At 39.9% G+C, this 21,507-nt stretch carries 22 protein-coding genes and 1 pseudogene; 8 read left to right on the top strand and 15 right to left on the bottom strand.

The annotated features are described in order from the left end of the window. Positions 1–100 precede the first annotated feature (100 nt). Complete coding sequence (locus tag A7967_RS03165) at positions 101–700, top strand: hypothetical protein (RefSeq protein ID WP_231659088.1); 600 nt, start codon at positions 101–103, stop codon at positions 698–700. A 506-nt stretch (positions 701–1,206) separates the two neighbouring features. On the opposite strand, the gene A7967_RS03170 is transcribed toward A7967_RS03165, so the two are convergent. Then, a complete protein-coding gene (locus A7967_RS03170) occupies positions 1,207–1,446 on the bottom strand; it encodes an RNA recognition motif domain-containing protein (RefSeq protein ID WP_054206331.1) in 240 nt (79 codons plus the stop codon). Positions 1,447–1,581: 135 nt separating this feature from the next. On the opposite strand from A7967_RS03170, the gene A7967_RS03175 reads away from it, so the two are divergent. Then, positions 1,582–2,124 carry a YdcF family protein gene (locus A7967_RS03175; RefSeq protein WP_231659090.1) on the top strand — a complete coding sequence of 181 codons (543 nt, stop codon included), beginning with the start codon at positions 1,582–1,584 and terminating at the stop codon, positions 2,122–2,124. 45 nt (positions 2,125–2,169) lie between these two features. On the opposite strand, the gene lipA is transcribed toward A7967_RS03175, so the two are convergent. The 13 genes from lipA to leuS form a co-directional block, all read right to left on the bottom strand. Then, a complete protein-coding gene (lipA, locus tag A7967_RS03180) occupies positions 2,170–3,135 on the bottom strand; it encodes a lipoyl synthase (protein ID WP_054206332.1) in 966 nt (321 codons plus the stop codon). Continuing rightward, positions 3,132–3,785, bottom strand: coding sequence for a lipoyl(octanoyl) transferase LipB (gene lipB / locus A7967_RS03185; RefSeq protein WP_082355694.1), 654 nt, complete (start codon positions 3,783–3,785; stop codon positions 3,132–3,134). Before lipB ends, lipA begins: the two co-directional genes overlap by 4 nt. A 19-nt stretch (positions 3,786–3,804) precedes the next feature. Then, positions 3,805–4,083, bottom strand: a complete 279-nt coding sequence (ybeD, locus tag A7967_RS03190; protein ID WP_054206333.1) for a DUF493 family protein YbeD — start codon at positions 4,081–4,083, stop codon at positions 3,805–3,807. Positions 4,084–4,421: 338 nt separating this feature from the next. After that, the gene (locus tag A7967_RS03195) at positions 4,422–5,582 is read right to left on the bottom strand and encodes a serine hydrolase (protein ID WP_054206334.1); all 1,161 of its coding nucleotides are present in this window, start codon (positions 5,580–5,582) and stop codon (positions 4,422–4,424) included. A gap of 52 nt (positions 5,583–5,634) precedes the next feature. After that, positions 5,635–6,414: a septal ring lytic transglycosylase RlpA family protein gene (locus A7967_RS03200; RefSeq protein WP_054206335.1), complete on the bottom strand. Its 780-nt coding sequence runs from the start codon at positions 6,412–6,414 to the stop codon at positions 5,635–5,637. Then, on the bottom strand, positions 6,414–7,517 hold the full coding sequence (gene rodA, locus A7967_RS03205; RefSeq protein WP_054206336.1) for a rod shape-determining protein RodA: 1,104 nt from the start codon (positions 7,515–7,517) through the stop codon (positions 6,414–6,416). The genes A7967_RS03200 and rodA overlap by 1 nt, the downstream gene beginning before the upstream one ends. Further along, a complete protein-coding gene (gene mrdA / locus A7967_RS03210; protein WP_054206337.1) occupies positions 7,514–9,397 on the bottom strand; it encodes a penicillin-binding protein 2 in 1,884 nt (627 codons plus the stop codon). The genes rodA and mrdA overlap by 4 nt, the downstream gene beginning before the upstream one ends. 9 nt (positions 9,398–9,406) lie before the next feature. Next, entirely contained in the window at positions 9,407–9,877 is a 471-nt protein-coding gene (gene rlmH / locus A7967_RS03215; protein WP_054206338.1) for a 23S rRNA (pseudouridine(1915)-N(3))-methyltransferase RlmH, read from the bottom strand. Between the two features lie 36 nt (positions 9,878–9,913). Next, on the bottom strand, positions 9,914–10,231 hold the full coding sequence (gene rsfS, locus A7967_RS03220; RefSeq protein ID WP_054206339.1) for a ribosome silencing factor: 318 nt from the start codon (positions 10,229–10,231) through the stop codon (positions 9,914–9,916). 53 nt (positions 10,232–10,284) lie between these two features. Then, positions 10,285–10,920, bottom strand: a complete 636-nt coding sequence (gene nadD, locus A7967_RS03225; protein ID WP_054206340.1) for a nicotinate-nucleotide adenylyltransferase — start codon at positions 10,918–10,920, stop codon at positions 10,285–10,287. A gap of 16 nt (positions 10,921–10,936) precedes the next feature. Further along, positions 10,937–11,974 carry a DNA polymerase III subunit delta gene (holA, locus tag A7967_RS03230; RefSeq protein ID WP_054206341.1) on the bottom strand — a complete coding sequence of 346 codons (1,038 nt, stop codon included), beginning with the start codon at positions 11,972–11,974 and terminating at the stop codon, positions 10,937–10,939. After that, the gene (locus tag A7967_RS03235; protein WP_054206342.1) at positions 11,974–12,468 is read right to left on the bottom strand and encodes an LPS-assembly lipoprotein LptE; all 495 of its coding nucleotides are present in this window, start codon (positions 12,466–12,468) and stop codon (positions 11,974–11,976) included. Before A7967_RS03235 ends, holA begins: the two co-directional genes overlap by 1 nt. A gap of 2 nt (positions 12,469–12,470) precedes the next feature. Continuing rightward, complete coding sequence (leuS, locus tag A7967_RS03240) at positions 12,471–15,059, bottom strand: leucine--tRNA ligase (RefSeq protein WP_064435376.1); 2,589 nt, start codon at positions 15,057–15,059, stop codon at positions 12,471–12,473. 184 nt (positions 15,060–15,243) lie between these two features. Here leuS and A7967_RS03245 point away from each other — a divergent pair, with 184 nt between their 5' ends. From A7967_RS03245 to A7967_RS03265, 6 genes and pseudogenes are all read left to right on the top strand, one after another. Beyond that, positions 15,244–15,702 (top strand): zinc ribbon-containing protein, encoded by a 459-nt coding sequence (locus A7967_RS03245; RefSeq protein WP_054206344.1) that lies wholly within the window; start codon positions 15,244–15,246, stop codon positions 15,700–15,702. 79 nt (positions 15,703–15,781) lie between these two features. Further along, positions 15,782–18,196, top strand: coding sequence for a Lon protease family protein (locus A7967_RS03250; protein ID WP_054206345.1), 2,415 nt, complete (start codon positions 15,782–15,784; stop codon positions 18,194–18,196). Continuing rightward, positions 18,193–18,669, top strand: coding sequence for a BamJ family beta-barrel-assembly machinery protein (gene bamJ / locus A7967_RS03255; RefSeq protein WP_064435377.1), 477 nt, complete (start codon positions 18,193–18,195; stop codon positions 18,667–18,669). The genes A7967_RS03250 and bamJ overlap by 4 nt, the downstream gene beginning before the upstream one ends. Before the next feature lie 133 nt (positions 18,670–18,802). Continuing rightward, a complete protein-coding gene (locus A7967_RS03260) occupies positions 18,803–19,315 on the top strand; it encodes a hypothetical protein (RefSeq protein WP_054206347.1) in 513 nt (170 codons plus the stop codon). A gap of 99 nt (positions 19,316–19,414) precedes the next feature. After that, positions 19,415–19,638, top strand: a pseudogene (locus A7967_RS23605) (hypothetical protein); the annotation flags it as partial. Positions 19,639–19,969: 331 nt separating this feature from the next. Further along, positions 19,970–20,890, top strand: a complete 921-nt coding sequence (locus tag A7967_RS03265) for a hypothetical protein (protein WP_064435378.1) — start codon at positions 19,970–19,972, stop codon at positions 20,888–20,890. Between the two features lie 65 nt (positions 20,891–20,955). Here A7967_RS03265 and A7967_RS03270 read toward each other — a convergent pair. Then, a partial coding sequence (locus tag A7967_RS03270; RefSeq protein WP_157756400.1) for an IS30 family transposase occupies positions 20,956–21,507 on the bottom strand: 552 nt, incomplete at its 5' end.

Consider the following 21,507-nt stretch of genomic DNA (forward strand, 5'->3'; position numbering starts at 1 on the left):
ATCTTTTCGCTAAAAGAATGGGCTTAACTGCCCATTTTTTGTGCCTTTAATTAATCCAGCTTTAAGGTATACTCAAAAAAACTCTTAATAAGGATTTTGCGTGTTTAACCGATCACTACGTATTTTATTTTTTAGCTTATTACCATTTTCTGTTCATGCAACAAACACATGCTTGCAAGATGAAACTAGCTTAACGAAAAACACTTTAACTGAGCAAGACTGGCGTTACGCCACCGATCCGCATGGAAGTAAAGCACTAACAAAAGCGAGTTTGCTGTCAGAGGGGGCAATTTGGGTTAATTTCTCGCGAGTGCCTCGCGTGGATGCCAAAAATAACTCGTGGGTGGAGCTGATTTATGATCTACCAAAAGGTGACTTAAAGGGCGCTGAGACAATACAGCTTACCTATCAAAGCAGTCGTGATTTAGTGGTAAAATTATCTCAAAAAGAATACGGTGGGAAGGGCGATAAAAGTTATGCGCACTATCAACATATTTTGCCTAAAGCCAAAAAGTGGGTAAGCGCATGTATTAATGTTGCTGATTTTAATCGACCTAGCTGGACGCCAACGAATTCAAAGGATTTAGGTATTATTAAAGCGCATGTAAGTGCGGTTTATTTAGTGCCTGATTTAAAAGATGATGAAGGTGGTAACGCGGTCATTCAAGTAAAGTCTATTACGTTATTACCATTAAAATAATGGCATACCAATTAAATAAAACACTGTATTTTAGCAAGCTAAACTCCCGTACATTATAAAGCTGGTATGTCACTTTACGCGTTATACCAATCTGGATAGATATGGAGTCTATTTAATGACAAAAAATTGCGCTATAACTAGGGCGTGTTGACCTTTGTGGATTGAAATTTGTTCAATCTAGGGGCGATTTAATCGCGGCGCGAGGTTTGTAACCTAGCGGGCTAAGTCAAAACCGAGCAACAAAGAGTCAATCGCCCCTAGGAAGAACCCTTTGGGCAGCGCATGTTTGGCATTTATACTGCGTTATCGCCTATTTATGGGGAACAACCACACTACATAGGCTATACCTTGCCTAAATACCAAACAGTCTGCTGCAAAATCAATCACGAAAGGTCAACACGCCCTAGGCAAAAATTTTTATATCTAGTTGTTCTAAATAAAAATTTTAACGACGCTATAGCGTGATTTAATTCGTTAAATTGTTCAAATATTTATGCAGATTGGTATTAAGCGTCAGCTTTTTTTACTCGGATTTTACTTTTATCTACAGTGCTTTGATTTAATGCTTTAATTGCTACAGAAGCTTCAGCATCATTAGGCATTTCAACAAAGGCAAAGCCTTTTGATTGGCCTGTTTCTTTATCAAGTACTAAATTACAATCGGCTACTTTACCGTGCTCAGTAAAAAGAGTGCGAATTTCATGCTCAGTAATAGTGCGAGATAAGTTTCTAACTAATAGTTTCATTATATGAACCATGGTTTAAAAATAACTAACGTGATTGTCTCAAGGAAAAGCAGTTTGACCTAATGATTAATTACAAACAGCAAAAATAGTTTTAAGCTGATAGCCAAAGAAAAAAGAACAATTGAGAGTGGCGAAATGAAAGCAGTGACGAATAGCGTAATTAAAACAGCAATAATTGTTTTAGGTGGGCCAAATAATAATGACGGCAGTTTGTCATTGATAGCAAAAAGCCGTTGTGAGCAGGCTTATCAAACTTATCTAAAAATGCCCGCTAAGATTTTGTGTACAGGTGGATTTGGAGCGCATTTTAATACCACTAACCATGCTCATGGTGAATATACTAAACGTTATTTAATTGAACTAGGTATACCTGAATCTGCTTTTTTACCGGTGGCGCTGAGCCGCTTTACCTTTGAGGATGCATTACTCACTAAGCCACTACTCGCAGCGGAAAATATAACTGCGGCCACTTTGGTCAGCTCAGAGTTCCATATTGCACGAGTTCACTATGTATTTAGTCATGTGCAACCTAATTTAGAGCTAACTTTAGTCAGTGCTAAAACGCCATTATCAGAGATTAAATTAGCGCAATTACATGCCCACGAGCGTGCAGTCATGCCTAGAGAAGTAAAAAATGTGCAGCAGTTTATTGCATTGCAGTCACAAAAAAGCCGCTAGTTGCTTAACTCATTACTAACGGCTTTTTCAATTGTGTAGAAATGATTATTTCACTTCTTTACCTGCAGCTTGCTGATCAGCGTGATAACTTGAACGAACAAATGGGCCAGAGGCTGCATGAGTAAAACCAATTTCATCGGCGTACACTTTAAGTGCATCAAACTCTGCTGGTGGTACGTAACGTTTTACTGGTAAATGGTGCTTTGAAGGCTGTAAATATTGGCCGACAGTTAGCATATCTACGTTGTGAGCACGTAAATCGCGAAGCACTTCCTCGATTTCGCTAATTTCTTCGCCAAGACCTACCATTAAACCAGATTTAGTTTTAACTTCTGGGTGTGCTTCTTTAAAACGACGCAATAATTCTAATGACCATTTGTAATCAGCACCAGGGCGCGCAAGTTTATACAAACGCGGCGCAGTTTCTAAGTTGTGGTTAAACACATCTGGTGGTGTTTCGATTAGAATTTCAAGCGCGCGGTCCATACGACCACGAAAATCAGGCACTAAAATTTCGATAGTGATAGTCGGGTTGTATTTACGAATTTCACGAATACAATCAGCAAAATGTTGCGCGCCACCATCACGTAAGTCATCACGGTCAACTGAGGTGATCACCACATAGCTTAGCTTCATGTCTCTGATTGTCAGCGCTAATTTTTCAGGTTCTGCGGCGTCTGGTGTTAATGGACGGCCGTGTGCAACGTCACAAAATGGGCAACGACGTGTACAGATAGCACCTAAGATCATAAAGGTTGCTGTACCGTGGTTAAAGCACTCTGATAAGTTTGGGCATGATGCTTCTTCACAGACTGAGTGAAGACCGTGTTTGCGCATTGCCTGTTTAATGCCATCGATCCGTTCAGTTGATTTAGGCAAACGAATTTTTAGCCACTCGGGCTTACGTAGCATTTCATTTTTTTCAGTCGGTAATACTTTTACTGGGATCAACGCCATTTTTTCAGCGTCGCGCAGTTTTACCCCTGGTTCCATCTTGACTGGCTTATTCATTCGTTTTCAAACCCTTCAGTAAACTTAACTTCAGTTGCATTAAGCTTTTTTATCATGTGTTTAACGAGTCCATTACCTGCTTGTTCAAGGTCTTGTGGGCCGTTTAAATCGGTTGTTTGCACCATATTCATACCCGCATAACCACAAGGGTTTATACGTAAAAATGGGCTCATGTCCATACTTACGTTTAGTGCAAGGCCATGAAAAGAGCAACCGCGACGAACGCGAAGCCCTAGTGAAGCAATTTTACTATCGTTTACATACACACCTGGCGCATCAGCTTTAGCATAAGCACTAATGCCGTAGTCATTGAGTGTATCTATAATACACTCTTCAAGCCATGTCACCAGTTCACGCACGCCTATTTTTAAGCGGCGTAAGTTAAATAGTACATACATCATTTGTTGACCCGGTCCGTGGTAAGTCACTTGACCACCACGATCAACTTTGATCACTTCAATGTCGCCAGGGGCAAGTACATGCTCGTCTTTACCTGCTTGGCCTTGCGTGAATACGGGATCATGTTCAACAAGCCAAATTTCATCAGCTACTGCATCATCACGCGTATCGGTAAACGCTTGCATTTTCTGCCATATCGGCATGTAGCGAGCTCGACCAAGTTGGCGTACTATTAACGTGTTTTCGTTCACAATAAATCTCTATTATGGCTTAAAGCATATGACGCACGTCATCAATATTACTGATCACGTTATAGATTTCTTCAATATGAGCGCCACTGGTAACCGTTACTACTAAGCTAACTGACTCGTAATTACCTTTACTGCTCGGTTTTACTTTTGGCGCGTAATCGCCAGGTGCAATTGGTTGTAACTTAGTTAGAATTTGATCAGTTAAGTTTACGTTCGCTAAACCCATTACTCTAAACGTAAATGGGCAAGGGTACTCTAAATATTCATCAAATTTAGTATCTTTTACAGGTGTAGCCACGACGTTGACTCCTCATACTTAATGTGTGTTTAGTACTTTAAATAACTAAACAATAATCAGATTAGATAACCTATTATCGACCTTATAATAATTGTATTAAGACATTACTGATCCGAAGTAGCAAAAAATCATGTATTACACAATAATTTTAATTATAACAAAGCTATCATTAAAAAATTTTGGTGTGAAAAATTATTTTTTGACGCCATCAATGGCTATTTACGCAATACAATTTACTTACAGGTTACTTGCGGGTTAGATATGGGGCGCATTCTACCATTTTTAAAGTAAAAAAAAACGCCTTGCAGTGCAAGGCGCTTATATTCTTTCGTTACGTTTTACATGATTTGTAAACGTAAGTAATCATAGATTTTGCTAAAGAAGCTACCTTCTTCAACTTCTTCAAGTGTTACAAGAGGATACTGTGCAATTTCTTCGCCTTCAAGCTTTAAAGATAAAGTGCCGACTGTAGACCCTTTAGCCAGTGGTGCTTCTAGAACTTTATCAAGTTTAAAGTCTGCTTTTAAATTTTTACGTTGGCCACGTGGAATTGTGATCGGTGTATCAACTAAAATACCCAGCGATACATTTTCTTTATTACCCATCCAAATGCGTTGTTCAGCAAAACTATCGCCGGCTTTATATGGTGTGATTGTTTCAAAAAATCGAAACCCGTAGTTAAGTAATTTTTTACTTTCTACTTTGCGAGCACGTTCACTTGAGGTACCCATAACAACAGCAATTAAGCGCATTTCATCTTTAGTCGCTGAGGTTACTAAGCTATAACCTGCTTCTGATGTATGCCCCGTTTTAATGCCGTCTACATCTAAACTTTCGTCCCATAACAGTGAGTTACGGTTATATTGCTTTATACCATTAAAGGTAAATGATTTTTCAGCATAAAAAGCATATTCATCTGGTACATCACGAATAAGTGCAGCACCTAATGTGGCCATATCGCGTGGTGTTGTAAAATGCTCGTTGGTGTCTAAACCATGGCTATTGATAAAATGCGTGTTGCTCATACCTAATTTTTCAGAATGCGCATTCATTAGATCAGCAAAGGCACTTTCGCTGCCAGCAATGTGTTCAGCCATTGCAACACAGGCATCGTTACCCGATTGAATAATAATGCCACGGTTTAAATCTTCAACGCTGATTTGTTTACCGACTTCTATAAACATTTTTGATGATTCAGGGAAGTTTTTAGCCCATGCTTTTTCACTAACAGTAACCATGTCCGTTGGGGCGATGTTACCGGCTTTAATTTCAGTGCCGATCACATAACTGGTCATCATTTTTGTTAAGCTAGCAGGCGCAAGACGTGTATCAGGTTCGCCCTCAGCGATTACTTTACCGGTAGTAAAATCAACAAGGAAATAACCTTTTGCATTAATTTGAGGAGGTGCAGGCATGACCTGAGCGGTCGCTGAGAAAATGGCAGCTGAGCAAACTAAGCCACACATTCCGCTTATAATTTTGTATTTAATAGATTTCATCATACTCATTAATGGTTAAAGTTAAAGATTCGCGTTTCTCATTCTAAAGGTCTTATTGACTGTAAAGCAAGAACGCGTTTTGAAATTGATTCTGTTTTAATTTATCAAGTACTTGTTGAGCTTGCTCTGCATCCTTAATTGGACCTAAGCGAAGTCGATAAATATTATCTTTTTCTACAATACTCGTTGGCAAAGCGTATTGCTGGCGCAGCGTATAAGCTAACGCTTCAATATTTTTTAATGTACTTCCCGCAGCCACTTGAATATAACTTAAGCGAAGAGTCGAATCCGCCATAGTAATCGCTTCAATCTTAACCCTCGCTGTACCCTGACGATAATACCCTAATTTATAGGCGGCTGAATAAGATAAATCAATTAGGCGGTCATCATGAAAAGGGCCACGATCGTTTACACGAACAATAACCGACTTACCATTGCTGGTATTGGTGACTTTGACAAAGCTTGGTAAGGGTAATGTTTTGTGCGCAGCTGTCATAGCAAACATATCATAGACTTCGCCGTTTGAGGTATGGTAGCCGTGAAATTTACGGCCATACCATGACGCGATGCCTTCTTCGCTGTAACCTGTTTCATCAAGCATCGGCGTATAACCTTTCCCACGAACAGTGTATGGCCGTCCTGCACTGGCACTTTTAGTCACAGCTGTGACGACTGCATTTTGCATTTCAAGTTGTGTAGGCGGGCGCAAAGGTGCTGAGTCATGACGCATACTATAACGGCTGCTGTGGTCCGTTTTACTGCCTGAACTACTACAAGCCGTTAAGGTTATAATGATAAGCGATATGCTAAAGAATTTAATCGTCGTAAGCATTATTTTAATAGCATCCTTTTATCCGTGGCGATTGACATAATAATACCAAATCCAGCCATGAGTGTGACCATGGATGTTCCGCCATAACTTATTAATGGCAGAGGTACGCCAACAACAGGTAATAAGCCCGAGACCATACCAATGTTAACAAATATATAAACAAAGAATGTTAATGTTAGTGCACCGGCTAATAGCTTGCCAAAAGCATCTTGCGCATTAACGGCAATGTATAAGCCCCGACCAATAATAAATAGGTACATACATAACAGCAAGCACACGCCAAATAAACCAAACTCCTCACTGAGTACTGAAAAAATAAAGTCAGTGTGGCGCTCTGGTAAAAATTCTAATTGTGATTGAGTTCCTTGCAACCAGCCTTTGCCTTCAATGCCGCCTGAACCAATGGCTATTTTTGATTGAATAATATGATAACCAGAACCAAGCGGATCGCTCTCAGGATTAAACAGCGTTAACACGCGTTGTTTTTGATAAGCGTGCATACCGTAATGCCAAAATGGCCATGCCGCAAGTGCGACTAAAGCGGTTAAAAAACCGATAAGCCGCCAACTTAATCCAGATAAAAATAACACAAACACACCAGAGCTGGCGATTAATATAGAGGTGCCTAAATCCGGTTGCTCTTTAATAAGTAATGTTGGAAGCATCACGATGGTAAAGCCGACAACTAAATGCAATGCTCTCGGTGGTAAGTGATTTCGACCTATGTACCACGCAACCATCATAGGCACTGCTATTTTCATTAGTTCAGATGGTTGGAAGCGCGTAATGCCTAAATCAAGCCAGCGCTGTGCGCCTTTTGAACTGACGCCAAAAAGTAGTACACCTACAAGCATCAATAGACCTAAACAATATAAGGGGATGACGAGGCGTTTAAGTGTAGCGGGGGAGAATTGGGCTAAAATAAACATGCCAATAATAGCGCCCGCCATACGTGTAGCATGGCGAACCATCATTGCCATGTCTTGACCGCTGGCGCTGTAAACAATTGTTAAACTGGCGACCATCATAGCTATTAAGGCAAGCAGTAACGGCAAGTCTAAATGCAATTTGTCCCAAATAGAGCGCTTGTCATTTAATTTCATTGCTGGCCTGTATTGCTAAGGAGGTTAACGGGGTTAGCTGAAAAATAGTAATCCATTAATTGCCGAGCGATCGGTGCGCCAACGCTACTGCCACCGCCGGTGTTTTCAACCACAATGGATACGACAATTTGTGGATCATTATACGGGGCAAAGCCGATATAAATAGCGTTGTCGCGGTGGCGTTCTTTTATCGCGTCAGCATCGTAACGCTCACCTTGAGCTATGCTCACTAATTGCGCGGTGCCTGTTTTACCAGCAGGATCGTAATTTACACCTTTGAATGCTTTATGAGCTGTGCCTGTCGTTTTATGAACCGTGTTATGCATTGCATCTAATGCTATTTGCCAATGCTTTGCATCCTTGAGGATAACAGGTGGTTTTTCTTCATTTATAATCGGTGTTACTTGGTCTTCTTGTTTTGCCACTTGTACCAAGTGAGGTGGGCGATGTTCGCCTTTATTAACAAGTATATTTGTTGCGTTAGCAATTTGAATGGGGGTTGCTGTCCAATAGCCCTGACCAATACCAACAGAAATTGTATCACCACGCCACCATGACTCTTTAAAACGGCCTTCTTTCCACTCTTTAGATGGTAAAATAGCGGTGGTTTCTTCATGGATATCTATGCCCGTTAAATCACCAAAACCAAACTGCGCCATAAAATCACTAATTTTTGTGATCCCTAAACGATAAGCAGCATCATAAAAATAAGTATCGCATGATTCTTCAATGGCTTTATAGACATCAACATGGCCATGACCCCAGCGCTTCCAATCTCGCCATTTGTGCTCAACATTAGGTATTTGGAAAAAACCAGGGTCCCACATTTTTGTGTGCTCAGTGACTAAGCCTTCCTCTAAGGCTAAAATTGCCATATGAGGTTTGACAGTTGAAGCTGGGGCGTAACGTCCTTGAGTCGTGCGGTTTATTAAAGGGCGATCAGGGTTTAATAGTGCTTTATAATTTTTACTACTGATACCGTGTACAAATAAATTAGGGTCATAGCTAGGGTTTGAATACAGTGCGAGTATTCCACCATCTTTTGCATCCATAACAACAACAGCGCCACGCATATCTTTTAAAGTATGTTGAGCTATTTGTTGTAAACCTATATCAAGCGTTAGTACAAGATCGTGGCCCGGTTCAGGTGCAGTCATACTTAATGTGCGAATAATACGACCACGGTTATTAACTTCAACGCGCTGTGAACCTACTTGGCCGTGTAATAAACGCTCATAATATTTTTCAATGCCAAGCTTGCCAATATCGTGAGTTGCGCGATAGTTAGTGCCTTGATCTTCAGATATAAGTTTAGAAAGTTCTTTTTTATTAAGCTTTGCAACATAACCGAGTGCATGCGTAAGAGTATCGCCAAAGGGGTAGTAACGCGCTAAGCGAGCTTCGATACTAAAACCGGGGTATTTGTGTTGATTAACTGAAAACTTAGCGACTTCCTCTTCATTTAAACGCGCCTTGAGCACTTGGCTTTTAAAGCGACGATTATTTTTTATATCATCGAGAAAATCATTTTTTTGTTGCTCTGAAATATCTATAAATTGTGTTAAAGCTGCCAGTGACGCATCAAGGTCATCAACGTCTTCAGGTATGACCTCTAAATTATAGACCGGTTTATTTTCTGCGAGTAATACACCGTTACGGTCATAAATTAAGCCACGATTTGGGGCGATAGGGATAACTTTAATACGGTTATCGTTTGAACGCGTTTGATAATCTTGATGATCATCAACTTGAATAGTGTATAAATTAGAAAGTAAAACCGCGACCAGTAGAGTTACAAAAACAAAACCCACAAATGCGCGACGAGCAAACAGATTAGCTTCTGCTGAGTGGTCTCGGATCGTGGGCCTTTTTTTGAGCATGAGTAAATGTTACTCGCGGTGATATGGGTGGTTATTGTTTAAGCTCCAGCCTCTATATAAGCTTTCTGCAACAATAATTCTTACCAGCGGATGCGGTAGGGTCAAATTTGATAGTGACCATTTTTGCTCTGAGGCTGCGATACATTCTGGCGCCAAACCTTCAGGGCCGCCAATTAGCAAACTCACATCGCGGCCATCCAGTTGCCACTTTTCCATGCTTTTTGCTAATTGGTGAGTATCAAGTGCTTTACCTGTTACTTCAAGGGTGACAATACGATTGCCTTTGGGAATAGCAGCTAAGGTTTTTTCACCTTCAATATGCAAGATACGCTTGATATCGGCATTTTTGCCACGTTTTCCAGCTGGGATCTCAATAAGTTCTAAGGCCATATCTTTAGGAAAACGACGTTGGTATTGTGCAAAGCCAGTTTCTACCCATGCTGGCATTTTAGTGCCAACTGCAATCATTTGTATTTTCACGTGTTACATCCAAGCTCAGTTAAAATTAAGTGGCACTTAGCCCCATAGTTTTTCGAGGTCGTAATAGCTACGTGCTTGATCTTGCATAACGTGTACGATTACATCGCCTAAATCAATCAGAGCCCATTCACCATCGCTTTGGCCTTCATAACCTAAAGGCTCTTGACCTGCGTGACGAGCTTCTTTTGCTAAATGATCAGCAATTGACAATACATGGCGCTTAGAAGTACCAGAGCACACAACCATGTAGTCTGTGATATCTGATTTTTCGCTTACATCAATATTAACTATGTCACGTGCTTTCATATCGTCAATTTTATCTATTGCAAAGGCGAGTAGTTGTTTCGTATCCAAGGTGTTATCTCATTTAAAAGTGAATAGCTGTTATTTTATCACGCAACTGGTATTTATTCATCACTTAGATAAAGCTGATGTGATTGAATATACTGACACACGCTATGGGGAAGAAGTTCATTGAAATGTTTATTATTTTTAATGGCGCTGCGAATGTCACTTGATGAAATTGCATGCTCCTCACCGGGTAAAAAGTATAATTTTCCGCCAAGCTGTGTTGTAAGCTCTTTAATATCGGTGCAAAGTGCTGATTTTTTGTAAGCCAATAGCGCGTCGCTTGCGCTACACGTAAGATCTGGACGTTGGAACACCACAATGTGGCAAAGTGTGGTAATGGTTTGCCATTCAAACCATTTATCTAAGCTATTAAATGAATCCATACCAATTAAAAATAGCAATGGTTTATTTGGGTATTCTGCGCGTAATTCTTGCAGACTTAATAAAGTGTAAGAAGGCCCAGTGCGATTTAACTCGCGTAAATCAAGTTCAAAAAAAGGGTAGGGCGCAATAGCCGCATTTAGCATTGCAATACGATGCTCAGTGCTGATACCTGGTGCGGCTTTATGAGCAGGCAGTGCGCATGGCATAAAATACAAAGTATCTAAATTAAATTCTTCAATACAGTGTTTTGCCATATTAATATGGCCTAAATGAATAGGGTCAAAAGTACCGCCAAACAGCGCAATCATCTTTATATCCTAATGATTAATTGAGTGGATGTGCTGGCAGAGGCATTGCCAATGGTTGGCAAAATACCAAACAAATATGAGCAAGTGCTTGATAAGGCCTTACTAAGTGACCTTGTTTATAACTGGCATCAAATTGCGCAAGTAACAAAATAATATGCTCAAGCGTTTGAATTGATAAGCGATTAAGTGCTTGTTGAACCGGAACTTGTTGATTTTTCCAAATAGCTTTTTGTTTAAATAAGGCTGCCAGTTGTTCACCCTGTTGTAAGCCTAATTGCAAGCTGAGTAAAGTATTCGCTTCTTTGTTCACAGTCCATAAAATGCTCACAGCTTCAGTATTATCGCTTGCGAGTTTGTTGAGTACTTTAATTGCTTGCTGAGCATTACCTTGTAAGAGTGCATCACTTAAATCAAAAATATCAAATTTGGCTTGATTAAGTAGCCCTTGTAATACCTGTTGTTGGCTTATTGGCTCACTTGAATATAGTAACGACAGCTTTTCGAGCTCTTGAAAACAGGCTAATAAATTACCTTCAGTGGCATCAAGTAGTGTTTTTTTTGCATCGGCCTGCATATTTACTTTTAAGCGATAGCATTGGTCATCAAGCCAGCGCGATAAGTGGTTTCCCGTAAGCGGGTAACAGGGTACAAATGCGCCTTGTTTATCTAATGCTTTAAACCACGCACTGCGTTGAATATCTTGGCTGGCTTTAGCGCCAGTCACTATTAATACCGTATCGGGGTTACTCAATTCAACCAAACGTTTAAATGTTTGGCTGCCAACAATACCAGGCTTTTGAAAATTAAGATCAAGTTCAATTAACGTGCGGGCACTAAATAACGACATACTTTGGTATTGAGCTACTAATTCTTGCCAATCAAAGCCCTGCATTAAGGTGAGTTTAATTACTTCATCAAAACCTTGCTGTTTTGCAGCAGTACGAATTTGTTGCGCACATTGTGCAACTTGAAATGGCTCTTCACCAAACACCAAATAAAATGGGTGTAGGTTTTTGTTTAATTGGCCAGAGAGTTGATTAGCGTAAAGTCGCATTACAGTTGAGCAAGCTCTCTGACAATTCTACGGCTCGCTTGTTTGCGAATTTCGTTGAGCAGCAAATCGAATTCTTTTGCTTTAGCTAACGCGTTATCAGGGTCGTCCTGATAATTACGATAAAGTTCAAAGCTTTTTTCAATTGCTTGCTGACCTGGACGTTTAACTAAATAACGTACACTGTAAGCTAATTCATACTCAGCTACTTGACCATTTTTAAATAGCGATAACGTTTGACGCGATAAGCTATCTTTAAATAAATACAGCTGAGCAACATTTTTTTTAGGGGCAGACAGTAACTCAACTTTACTTAGGGTGAGTTCTTTATCAAGCATGGCAAATAACGCAGATCTTTCGTCATCACCGCTTAATGTTAAGGTGGTTAGGTCATCAGGTAAACTAGATGCTTTTTTTAAGTGGAAACCACAGCCTGATAACAAAAAACAGACTAGCGCTAAGGCTAGTCCGTTTTTAATGGCATTAAATGCTGCCATAATTAGTTAGCAACCACGTTAAGTAGTTTACCTGGTACATAAATAACCTTGCGGATAGTTACGCCATCAGTAAACTTAGTCACGTTTGATTCGGCAAAAGCAAGTGCTTCTACTTGTTCTTTAGTTGCATCTGCTGGGACGGTTAATTTAGCGCGTAGTTTGCCGTTTACTTGTACGATGATTAATTTTTCATCTTCAACAAGTGCTAACTCATCCACAACAGGCCAAGATGCATCTAAAATATCGCCTTCTTTACCAAGCTCTTGCCATAATTGATGTGACAAATGCGGAGTGATTGGCGCAAGCATAATTAGCAATGCTTCAAGTGCTTCATTAGCAATCGCAACATCTTGGGTGTCAGTTAATGGCGCTTTTAACAATTTGTTGGAAATTTCCATGATTGCAGCAATGGCCGTATTGAAAGTTTGACGACGTGAAACATCATCAGTCACTTTTGCAATGGCTTTATGTAGTTCACGACGTAGCACTTTTTGCTCGTTGTTTAAGGCTGCTTTATCGAGTGCTTGGAAACCTACCGTGTTTACATCAACCGCGTATTTCCACACACGTTTAATAAAACGATGTGCGCCCTCAACACCCGTATCAGACCATTCAAGTGTTTGCTCAGGTGGTGCGGTAAACATCATAAACAAACGTACCGTATCTGCGCCGTATTGAGCAATAACTTGCTGTGGGTCAATACCGTTGTTTTTTGACTTAGACATTTTGCTCATGCCTGATGAGAATACTGGCTCGCCGTCTTCTTTATGCCATGCTTTAGTAACGCGGCCTTTTTCATCGGTTTCAGTATTTACATCACTTGGAGATATCCAAATGTCGCCGCCTTTTTCATCCTTACGATAGAAAGTTTCAGCAAGCACCATGCCTTGACATAGTAAGCGATCAAATGGCTCATCTGAGTTTACCAAGCCAAAGTCACGTAATAATTTGTGGAAAAAGCGCGAATACAATAAGTGCAAAATTGCGTGCTCAATACCACCAATATATTGGTTTACTGGTAACCAGTAGTTTGCAGCCGCGGGATCAAGCATGCCTTCGTCGTGGCGTGGGCTACAGTAACGAGCGTAGTACCATGATGATTCCATAAAGGTGTCAAAGGTATCTGTTTCATGAAATGCAGGTTTACCATTAACGGTGGTTTTTGCCCAGTTAGGATCAGCTTTGATTGGTGATGTAACACCATTCATTACTACGTCCTCTGGTAAGCGTACCGGTAGCATCTCTTCAGTTGCAGCTAATTCGTTACCTTCTTCGTCGCTTAGCATGGGGATTGGAGAGCCCCAATAACGTTGGCGGCTAACGCCCCAATCACGCAGACGGAAGTTTACTTTACGCTCACCCACACCCAGTGCTTCAAGTTTATCGGCAACAGCGTTAAATGCGCCTTCAAAATCAAGGCCGTCAAATTCACCAGAGTTAACAAGTACGCCTTTTTCAGTGAAAGCGGCTTCTTTTAAATTAACGTCAAGATCTGACCCTGTTGCAGGTGCGATAACTTGCTTGATATCTAAGCCATAAGCAGTCGCAAATTCAAAATCACGTTGGTCGTGCGCCGGTACTGCCATTACTGCGCCTGAGCCGTAATGCATTAATACAAAGTTAGCAACCCAAATAGGCACTTGTTCGCCTGTTAATGGATGAGTGGCAAAAAAACCTGTTGCGATGCCTTTTTTCTCCATTGTTGCCATATCTGCTTCAGCAACTTTGGTGTTTTTACATTCATCAACAAACATAGCGATAGCATCGCTGTTTTTAGCCGCTTCTTGTGCAATTGGGTGTGCGCCTGCAACTGCAAGGTAAGTTACACCCATAAATGTATCTGGACGCGTCGTATAAACGCTGAATTTTTCGTTGTTATCCGTGCGTGTAAACTCGATGTCTAGCCCTTCAGAGCGGCCAATCCAGTTACGTTGCATCGTTTTAACTTGCTCAGGCCAGTCTTCTAGCTTATCTAAATCGTCAAGTAATTCTTGTGCGTAGTCAGTGATTTTAATAAACCACTGTGGAATTTCTTTTTGCTCAACAACTGCACCAGAGCGCCAACCGCGACCATCAATAACCTGCTCGTTAGCAAGTACTGTTTGATCTACTGGATCCCAGTTAACCGTTGACATTTTTTTATATACTAAGCCTTTTTCGTATAGCTTGGTGAAAAACCATTGTTCCCATTTGTAATAATCTGGGTGACAGGTTGCAATTTCGCGATCCCAGTCATAACCAAAACCCAATTGCTTAAGTTGAGTACGCATGTAATCAATGTTTTCGTAAGTCCATTTTGCAGGGGCTGTTTTATTTTTAATTGCCGCATTTTCTGCAGGAAGACCAAACGCATCCCAACCCATAGGTTGCATTACGTTTTTGCCTTGTAAGCGTTGGAAGCGAGAAACAACATCACCAATGGTATAGTTACGCACATGACCCATGTGGAGTCGGCCGCTTGGGTATGGGAACATAGAAAGGCAGTAATACTTTTCTTTGCTCTCGTCTTCAGTGGCTTTAAATACTTGGTTTTCTTCCCAGTAGGTTTGGACTTTTGACTCTATATCTTGCGGGTTATATTGCTCTTGCATCTACGATTCCAGACTTCTTGCAAACTAATAAAAAATTGTCGTTAGGATACCCCAAAAAAAACACTAATTACAGCGTCAAATCGGCGGATTTTATAAAATCATCACTAAATTAGTTTTCAGGGCAGGTTAACCTATACTCGTATAGGGTATAGGCTCGCTAAACACAATTTTGCAGGAGTAAATTATGGCTGATTATAAAGCATGGTTAACTGATTTAAGTGCCTGGTTAAAAGACGTCAATGAGCATGAAGTTAAAGCCGCAATTAACCGCTTTGTAGAATCCGAACAAGCGCTTAAGCAATTAGGTCAAGAAAAACTCATTTTGTATCGTGAATACCTAAAGCGCGATATTGATCACATTCAACAGCACGAAAAACACTACGACTCTCTCGCATGGCAAGAGCTTAAAGAGTCTTTTTGGTATGAACTTTCACATATTGAAGATAAAACTCAGCTTGAATGGCAAGCATTAAATCAAGATTTTAAGCACAATGGGGTGTATCACCAAGGTGAATGGATAGCAATGGGCACATTAGTATGTAAGAATTGTAACCATAGTTATGATATTTACCATGCAACGCAAATTAGCGCGTGTACAAAGTGTGATGGTATCTACTTTAGCCGAAAGGCACTACAGCCCTAAATACATTTATATAGGGTGAATGTTGGCCCTGTGTAGAACCTAAAAATCAGCGAATATGTTGGTATAAAAAGAAGTTAGAATGACGAAGAAACTGTTGCCATTACCTGTGTCTGCCCTTGCGCCGACCATTTCACTTAATCATGTACAAACGTGCATGAGCAATCCATATCCCGAAACGTTGACTTTTATAGGTCAGCAACGTGCTCAAAGTGCGTTGGATTTTTCATTAGGAATGGAGCTTCCCGGCTATAACGTATATGTAATGGGGGAGGCCGCTCACGGGCGTTTCACGCTTGTAAAAGATAAGCTTCAAGCGCACAGTAAAGGTCGTCCGACTCCAAATGAATGGTTATATGTTAATAATTACGATGATCACCGTGAACCCATTGCTATGTTTTTACAAGCTGGGCAAAGCAAGCAGTTAGCTGACGACATTGACTCATTTATCGACGAAGTACTTGATACCTTTCCGGCTGCATTTGATAATCCTGCGTATCAACGTAAGAAGAAGAAAATCGATCGTGAATTTAACGATGCATACGATGCCGCCATTACCGAAGTGGAAGTCGCTGCGCTTGAGCAAAGTGTTGCCTTAATTGAAGAAAAAAGTGTTGTTGGTTTTGCACCACTTGTAGATGGAAAGCAGCTCAGTGACGCTGAATTTGCCGCGCTGGATGACGAACTACGAGAACAGTTTTACGAAAAAATTGAAAAACTTGAAGATGCTTTAATAGAAGCGCTTATAGAGTTGCCACGTTGGAAGCGCGAATCGTCTGAAAAATTACGTAACTTGAAAAAGTCTACGGCAGAGCTTGCTACAAAACCATTATTAAAAGATCTTGAACATAAATACGCAGCCCACATAGGTGTACTGCGTTACTTAAAAGATATTCGCGTAGAAATTATCGACGCGGTGCTTGAGTGGCTCGATGATGAAGACGAAAGCGACGAAAACAAAGAAGATTTTGACCGTAAAGGCATGCTTACTGACTTTTTTGCGCCCAATATTTTAGTCGAGTTTAAAGAAGGGGATGCTGCACCAGTGGTGTACGAACCCAACCCAACCTTTGGCAACATTTTTGGCAAAATAGAATATGCAGCGTCGCAAGGTTCACTTATAACCAGTTACCGTTCAATTCAGCCTGGGGCATTGCATCGCGCTAATGGCGGCTATTTAATTATGGACGCTGAAAAAGTGATGGCAAATCCATTGGTGTGGGATGGCTTAAAGCTATCACTTAAAACCCACCAAATTAAAAATGATTTACCATACCAAGATAACGCTGTAGGCAGTAGTTTTACACTGCGCCCGCAGCTTATTCCGCTTGATGTAAAAATTATTCTGTTAGGCTCACGTGATTTGTATTACACCATAGGTGAATACGATGAAGAATTTGCTGAGTTATTTAGGGTGCTTGCAGACTTTGATTATTACTTGCCAAGCAGTGATAAGTTGCAATACCAATTTATTACCAAGGTGATTGAATATTGCCAAGGTACGTTAAAATGCACATTAACAGATGAGGCAATGGCACGATTACTTAAATTTAGTTATCGCCAAGCAGAGCATCATAATAAACTATCTGCGCGTTTTGCTGATGTACTGGAGCTGGTGGCTGAAGCAAGCTTTTATACCAAACAAGATAATTTAACCTTAATTGACGCGCACCACATTGATGAAGCTATTGAAGGCAAGCAATACCGCACCGGGCAGATCAGTGAAAATATGCTCAGCGATATCAAAGAAGGCCACACATTAATTGCAACCGACGGCCAAGCCGTGGGTAAAGTAAATGGTTTAACGGTATTACATATTGGCGATACTTCATTTGGTACACCAGCACGTATTACTGCAACGGTTTACGCCGGTGCCGATGGTGTAATTGACGTAGAACGCGAAGCTGAACTGGGCAAAGCTATTCACTCTAAAGGTGTAATGCTTTTAACCGGTTACTTAGGTAATAAATACGCGCAACAATTTAGCCTAACGCTCAGTGCGAATATCGCTATTGAGCAAAGCTACGGCTACATTGACGGCGACAGCGCATCGTTAGCTGAGCTATGCGCACTTATATCGGCTATTACTAGTTTGCCTCTTAGTCAATCAATTGCGCTTACTGGCTCAATAAACCAACATGGTGATGTGCAAGCCATTGGTGGCGTGAACGAAAAAATCGAAGGCTTTTTTAAGCTATGCAAAATGCGTGGTTTAACATCTGGACAGGGCGTTATTATTCCAAAATCAAACCAAGTTAACTTGGTGTTAGATGATGAAATATTGGCTGCTGTTGAGTTGGGTAAGTTTCATATTTATGCTGTAGAGACCGTTGATCAAGCGCTTAATGTATTAATGAATATGGAAGCGGGTGACCTACGAGATGGTCAATACCCTGAAAACTCAGTTAACGGCATTGCTTTAGCACGTTTAAATGATATTGCTGATATTGTTAATGGCGACAGTGACGAAAAAGAAGACGAGAAAGAAGAATCATGATCAACATTATACTGGCGATGATGATCGTCACACTCTGCTTTTTTATTTTTAGAAACAGTAAAAAAACTAAGCAACAAGCAATCGTTAATGCGCAAATTGAAGCGGATTTCTTAGTTGCTAACAGCAAAGTGGAAGGGGTGCAACAAACGGCCTCTGGCTTGCAATATAAAGTAATTCATAGCTGTGGTAGCGAAACAAAACCAAGCCCAACTAGTATGGTAAATGTGCATTATCACGGCACTTTAATTGATGGCAGTGTTTTTGATAGCTCGGTTGATCGCAATAGCCCAATTAGTTTTGGTTTACACCAAGTTATTAAAGGCTGGACAGAAGGCCTGCAGCTGATGGGTGAGGGGGATAAATACACCTTTTTTATTCCACACCAATTAGCGTATGGCGAAAAGCGAGTTGGCAGCATTGCACCCGCTTCGTTACTAATATTTGAAGTAGAGTTACTGAAAATAGAATCTTAGAATAATTATCCCTTTATATAAAGTACGCCCTAGGCTTGGTGACATTACCAAGCCGGACTCTTTTTCCTCAAGTTTTTTTATTTTATGCCGATATAGAACCAACTAACACTTTGGTTATTTTAAGGATGAAATAATGAAAATATTACCAGTAATCACCCCCCCTGAAGCGCAAGGTTACAAAAGCCGCTACGAAATGCACCTCGAAAAGAAAGAACAGCAAGACGAAGAAGAGCCAGCGTATATTTTATCTGAGTTTTTAGATGATAAAGCGCAAGAGTACAGCGATGACGATGTTAGCTTTGGTGAGCAATATAAAAATCTCGAAAAAATCTATGAAAATTTCGCCCAAAAAATTACTGTGCTCCAAGAACAAATTAATAAATTAAACCAAAACCCCATTCAGCGCCACTTACAACTTGAAAGCTCACAAGCCCAATTTACAGACGTACAGGTAAGCTCATCAGAGCAAAGCCTTACTGTTGAAGTAGAGCACATTGGCGCTAAAAAATATAAAAATAGCCAACAGCAAGCGCAAATAGACTTATTGGTAAAGCAGTTGGGTGAAATGCAAACTGAGCAAGCGGCTATAAAGCGACAGATGATAGAAATGATCGTCACTGAAATGAAAAAACGAGACAATGACTAGGGTGTAATTAGTATATGTCCACTATTGCAATGTCTATAAACCAAACGCGTATGATGGGTATGTGGAGATCCTATTAACCAGATTATTTTTCGAGGTCATGAATTAACAGGGCGTTGTATACGAGAAGGCAAGCGCGGGTATATTGAAAGTACACATTTATCTTTACTAGAAAGAGTCAATATTTCACCAGAAAACTGAGCACGGAATTTACTCGCGTATTTCATGGCGCAGTGGGTAGGACGACCTCATAAAAGAGTTACTGTGAACACTTGAACAGAAAACGGCGTAGCAACGTCAGCAACAGCGAAAAGCTGCTGGCATAAAGTTAAAAGTCCCCAGTAAAAAGTTAGAACTGCAATTATGCGGTTATTTTCATGCGTGTAATTTAGGTTTAACAGTGATAGGCGCTCGCTTAATGAACGATGTGCGGGTTATGATATAAAAAGAGATAAGTTTTTAGCTCAAAATAGTAAACTTAGTAGCGCAGTTTTATTTGCTCAATTAAAGTGGCTGTCTAGTTTATTTATCAACTATGAAGTTACAAGGAACAGGTTGGTATCTATCAAATGGATTTACGCCATCCATAGTAAGTGCTTCATTTACGTATTACCGAGCGGCGGCAGCATGCTCAATTAGTGAAAAGGTGGTTGTTGGATGCGGAGGATAAAGTTTGTACTTTTTATTAATTTGTTAGTTTATTGTAATGCTACTTTTGGGGCTGCTCAAGATATCATTTATATTGATTTATTAACCCAAGCTAAAGAAGATAAGGTGAAAGTTACGGAGCTTTATATAGATAATTTACCGTTGATTGCCCATTATTTTCTTTATACTAATGAGCTTAATAACAAGGTCTTGGATCTTTATGATGAACTTAAAGGAAATTACAATACGCCTACACCATATGCACAAGGTTTATGTCAGCTTCAAGCTTACAAAAAAATTACAATATTACTTAGTAAAGGTTATATATTAGAGTTCGATAGAGTTGACTCCCTAGATTGCTTTGAGTGGGCTGTTGCTTATATAGATACTCATTTATTTCAGCTTTTATTACCTTACAGTAATCGGCAAATGAAAAGTTATTTAACAAAGTTATTGGAAAATGAAATTACAGCAATAACTGAATTTAAAACATTTGTTGAAAGATCTACTCCAAGAAGTTTTTTTGAAAAGAATAAAAAAAATGTTCTCTACAAATCATTAGGAACGGATATAAAAAATAGTATCCTAAATTCATATTATGTAGAGGGGTTTGACTTTTTTTTGAGAAAAATGAAAGGCCTAGACAGAATAGATATAAGTTTCATTCTAGACTTAAACATAAAGTTTTGTGAGTCAATGACCGCTGAGCAATATGTAAAATTTGTAGAGTCTGCATCTCAAGGGAGACTCATAATTTACGAAACAATATTAAATAATTGTTCTAATAATTTAATAAATAAAAGTGAATATGGAAGAGCTAGAGAAATATACGAGGTTGTAGGGATCTCGAAAGAAAAAATTGATAGCTTGAAGATAAAACTTGAATCGAAGAGAGATAAAATCAAGACATGGTTGAAGTCAAAAAGTTAATGGGCTCAGCCATAAGAACAAATAAATCCCGAATTCAGGTTCCAAGTGCACCAAACCTTAAATCACTAATTAATAAAGACTTCTTCAGCTGTCTGATAATTTAGTATTTTCCTTGGGCGAGTATTAATTTTCATTACAACCTCTTGGAGTTGTTCATTAGTTATAGTTGAAAAATCAGTTTTCTTTGGGAAATAACGCCTGATCAGACCGTTTGTATGTTCATTTGTTCCTCGTTGCCACGAACAATAAGGATCAGCAAAATAAATAATAAAATCTAGTTCTTCTTCCAAAGCTTTAAATTTCGAAAATTCTTTTCCATTATCCAAGGTCAGAGTTAACTGTTTATGCTCTGGAATCTCTTTAAACATCTCTACTGTAGCCGTATTGAATGACTCAGCTTGCTTAGTCTCTATTTTTTTCGCGATTAAATATCGAGAGCTACGGTCAACATGGGTTACAAAAAAACCAGAGCCCTTTTTGCCTTCAATTAAATCACCTTCCCAGTCACCTATTCGGCTTCTGTCTTCGACTATTTTTGGTCGTTCGCTAATACTTACTCTATTCTTAATTTGCCCACGTAAATCGCCATATTTACGTTGTTTACGTCTTTTTTTATG

Source organism: Pseudoalteromonas neustonica, from assembly GCF_001653135.1.
In the GTDB taxonomy this organism is placed as follows: Bacteria; Pseudomonadota; Gammaproteobacteria; order Enterobacterales; family Alteromonadaceae; genus Pseudoalteromonas; species Pseudoalteromonas neustonica.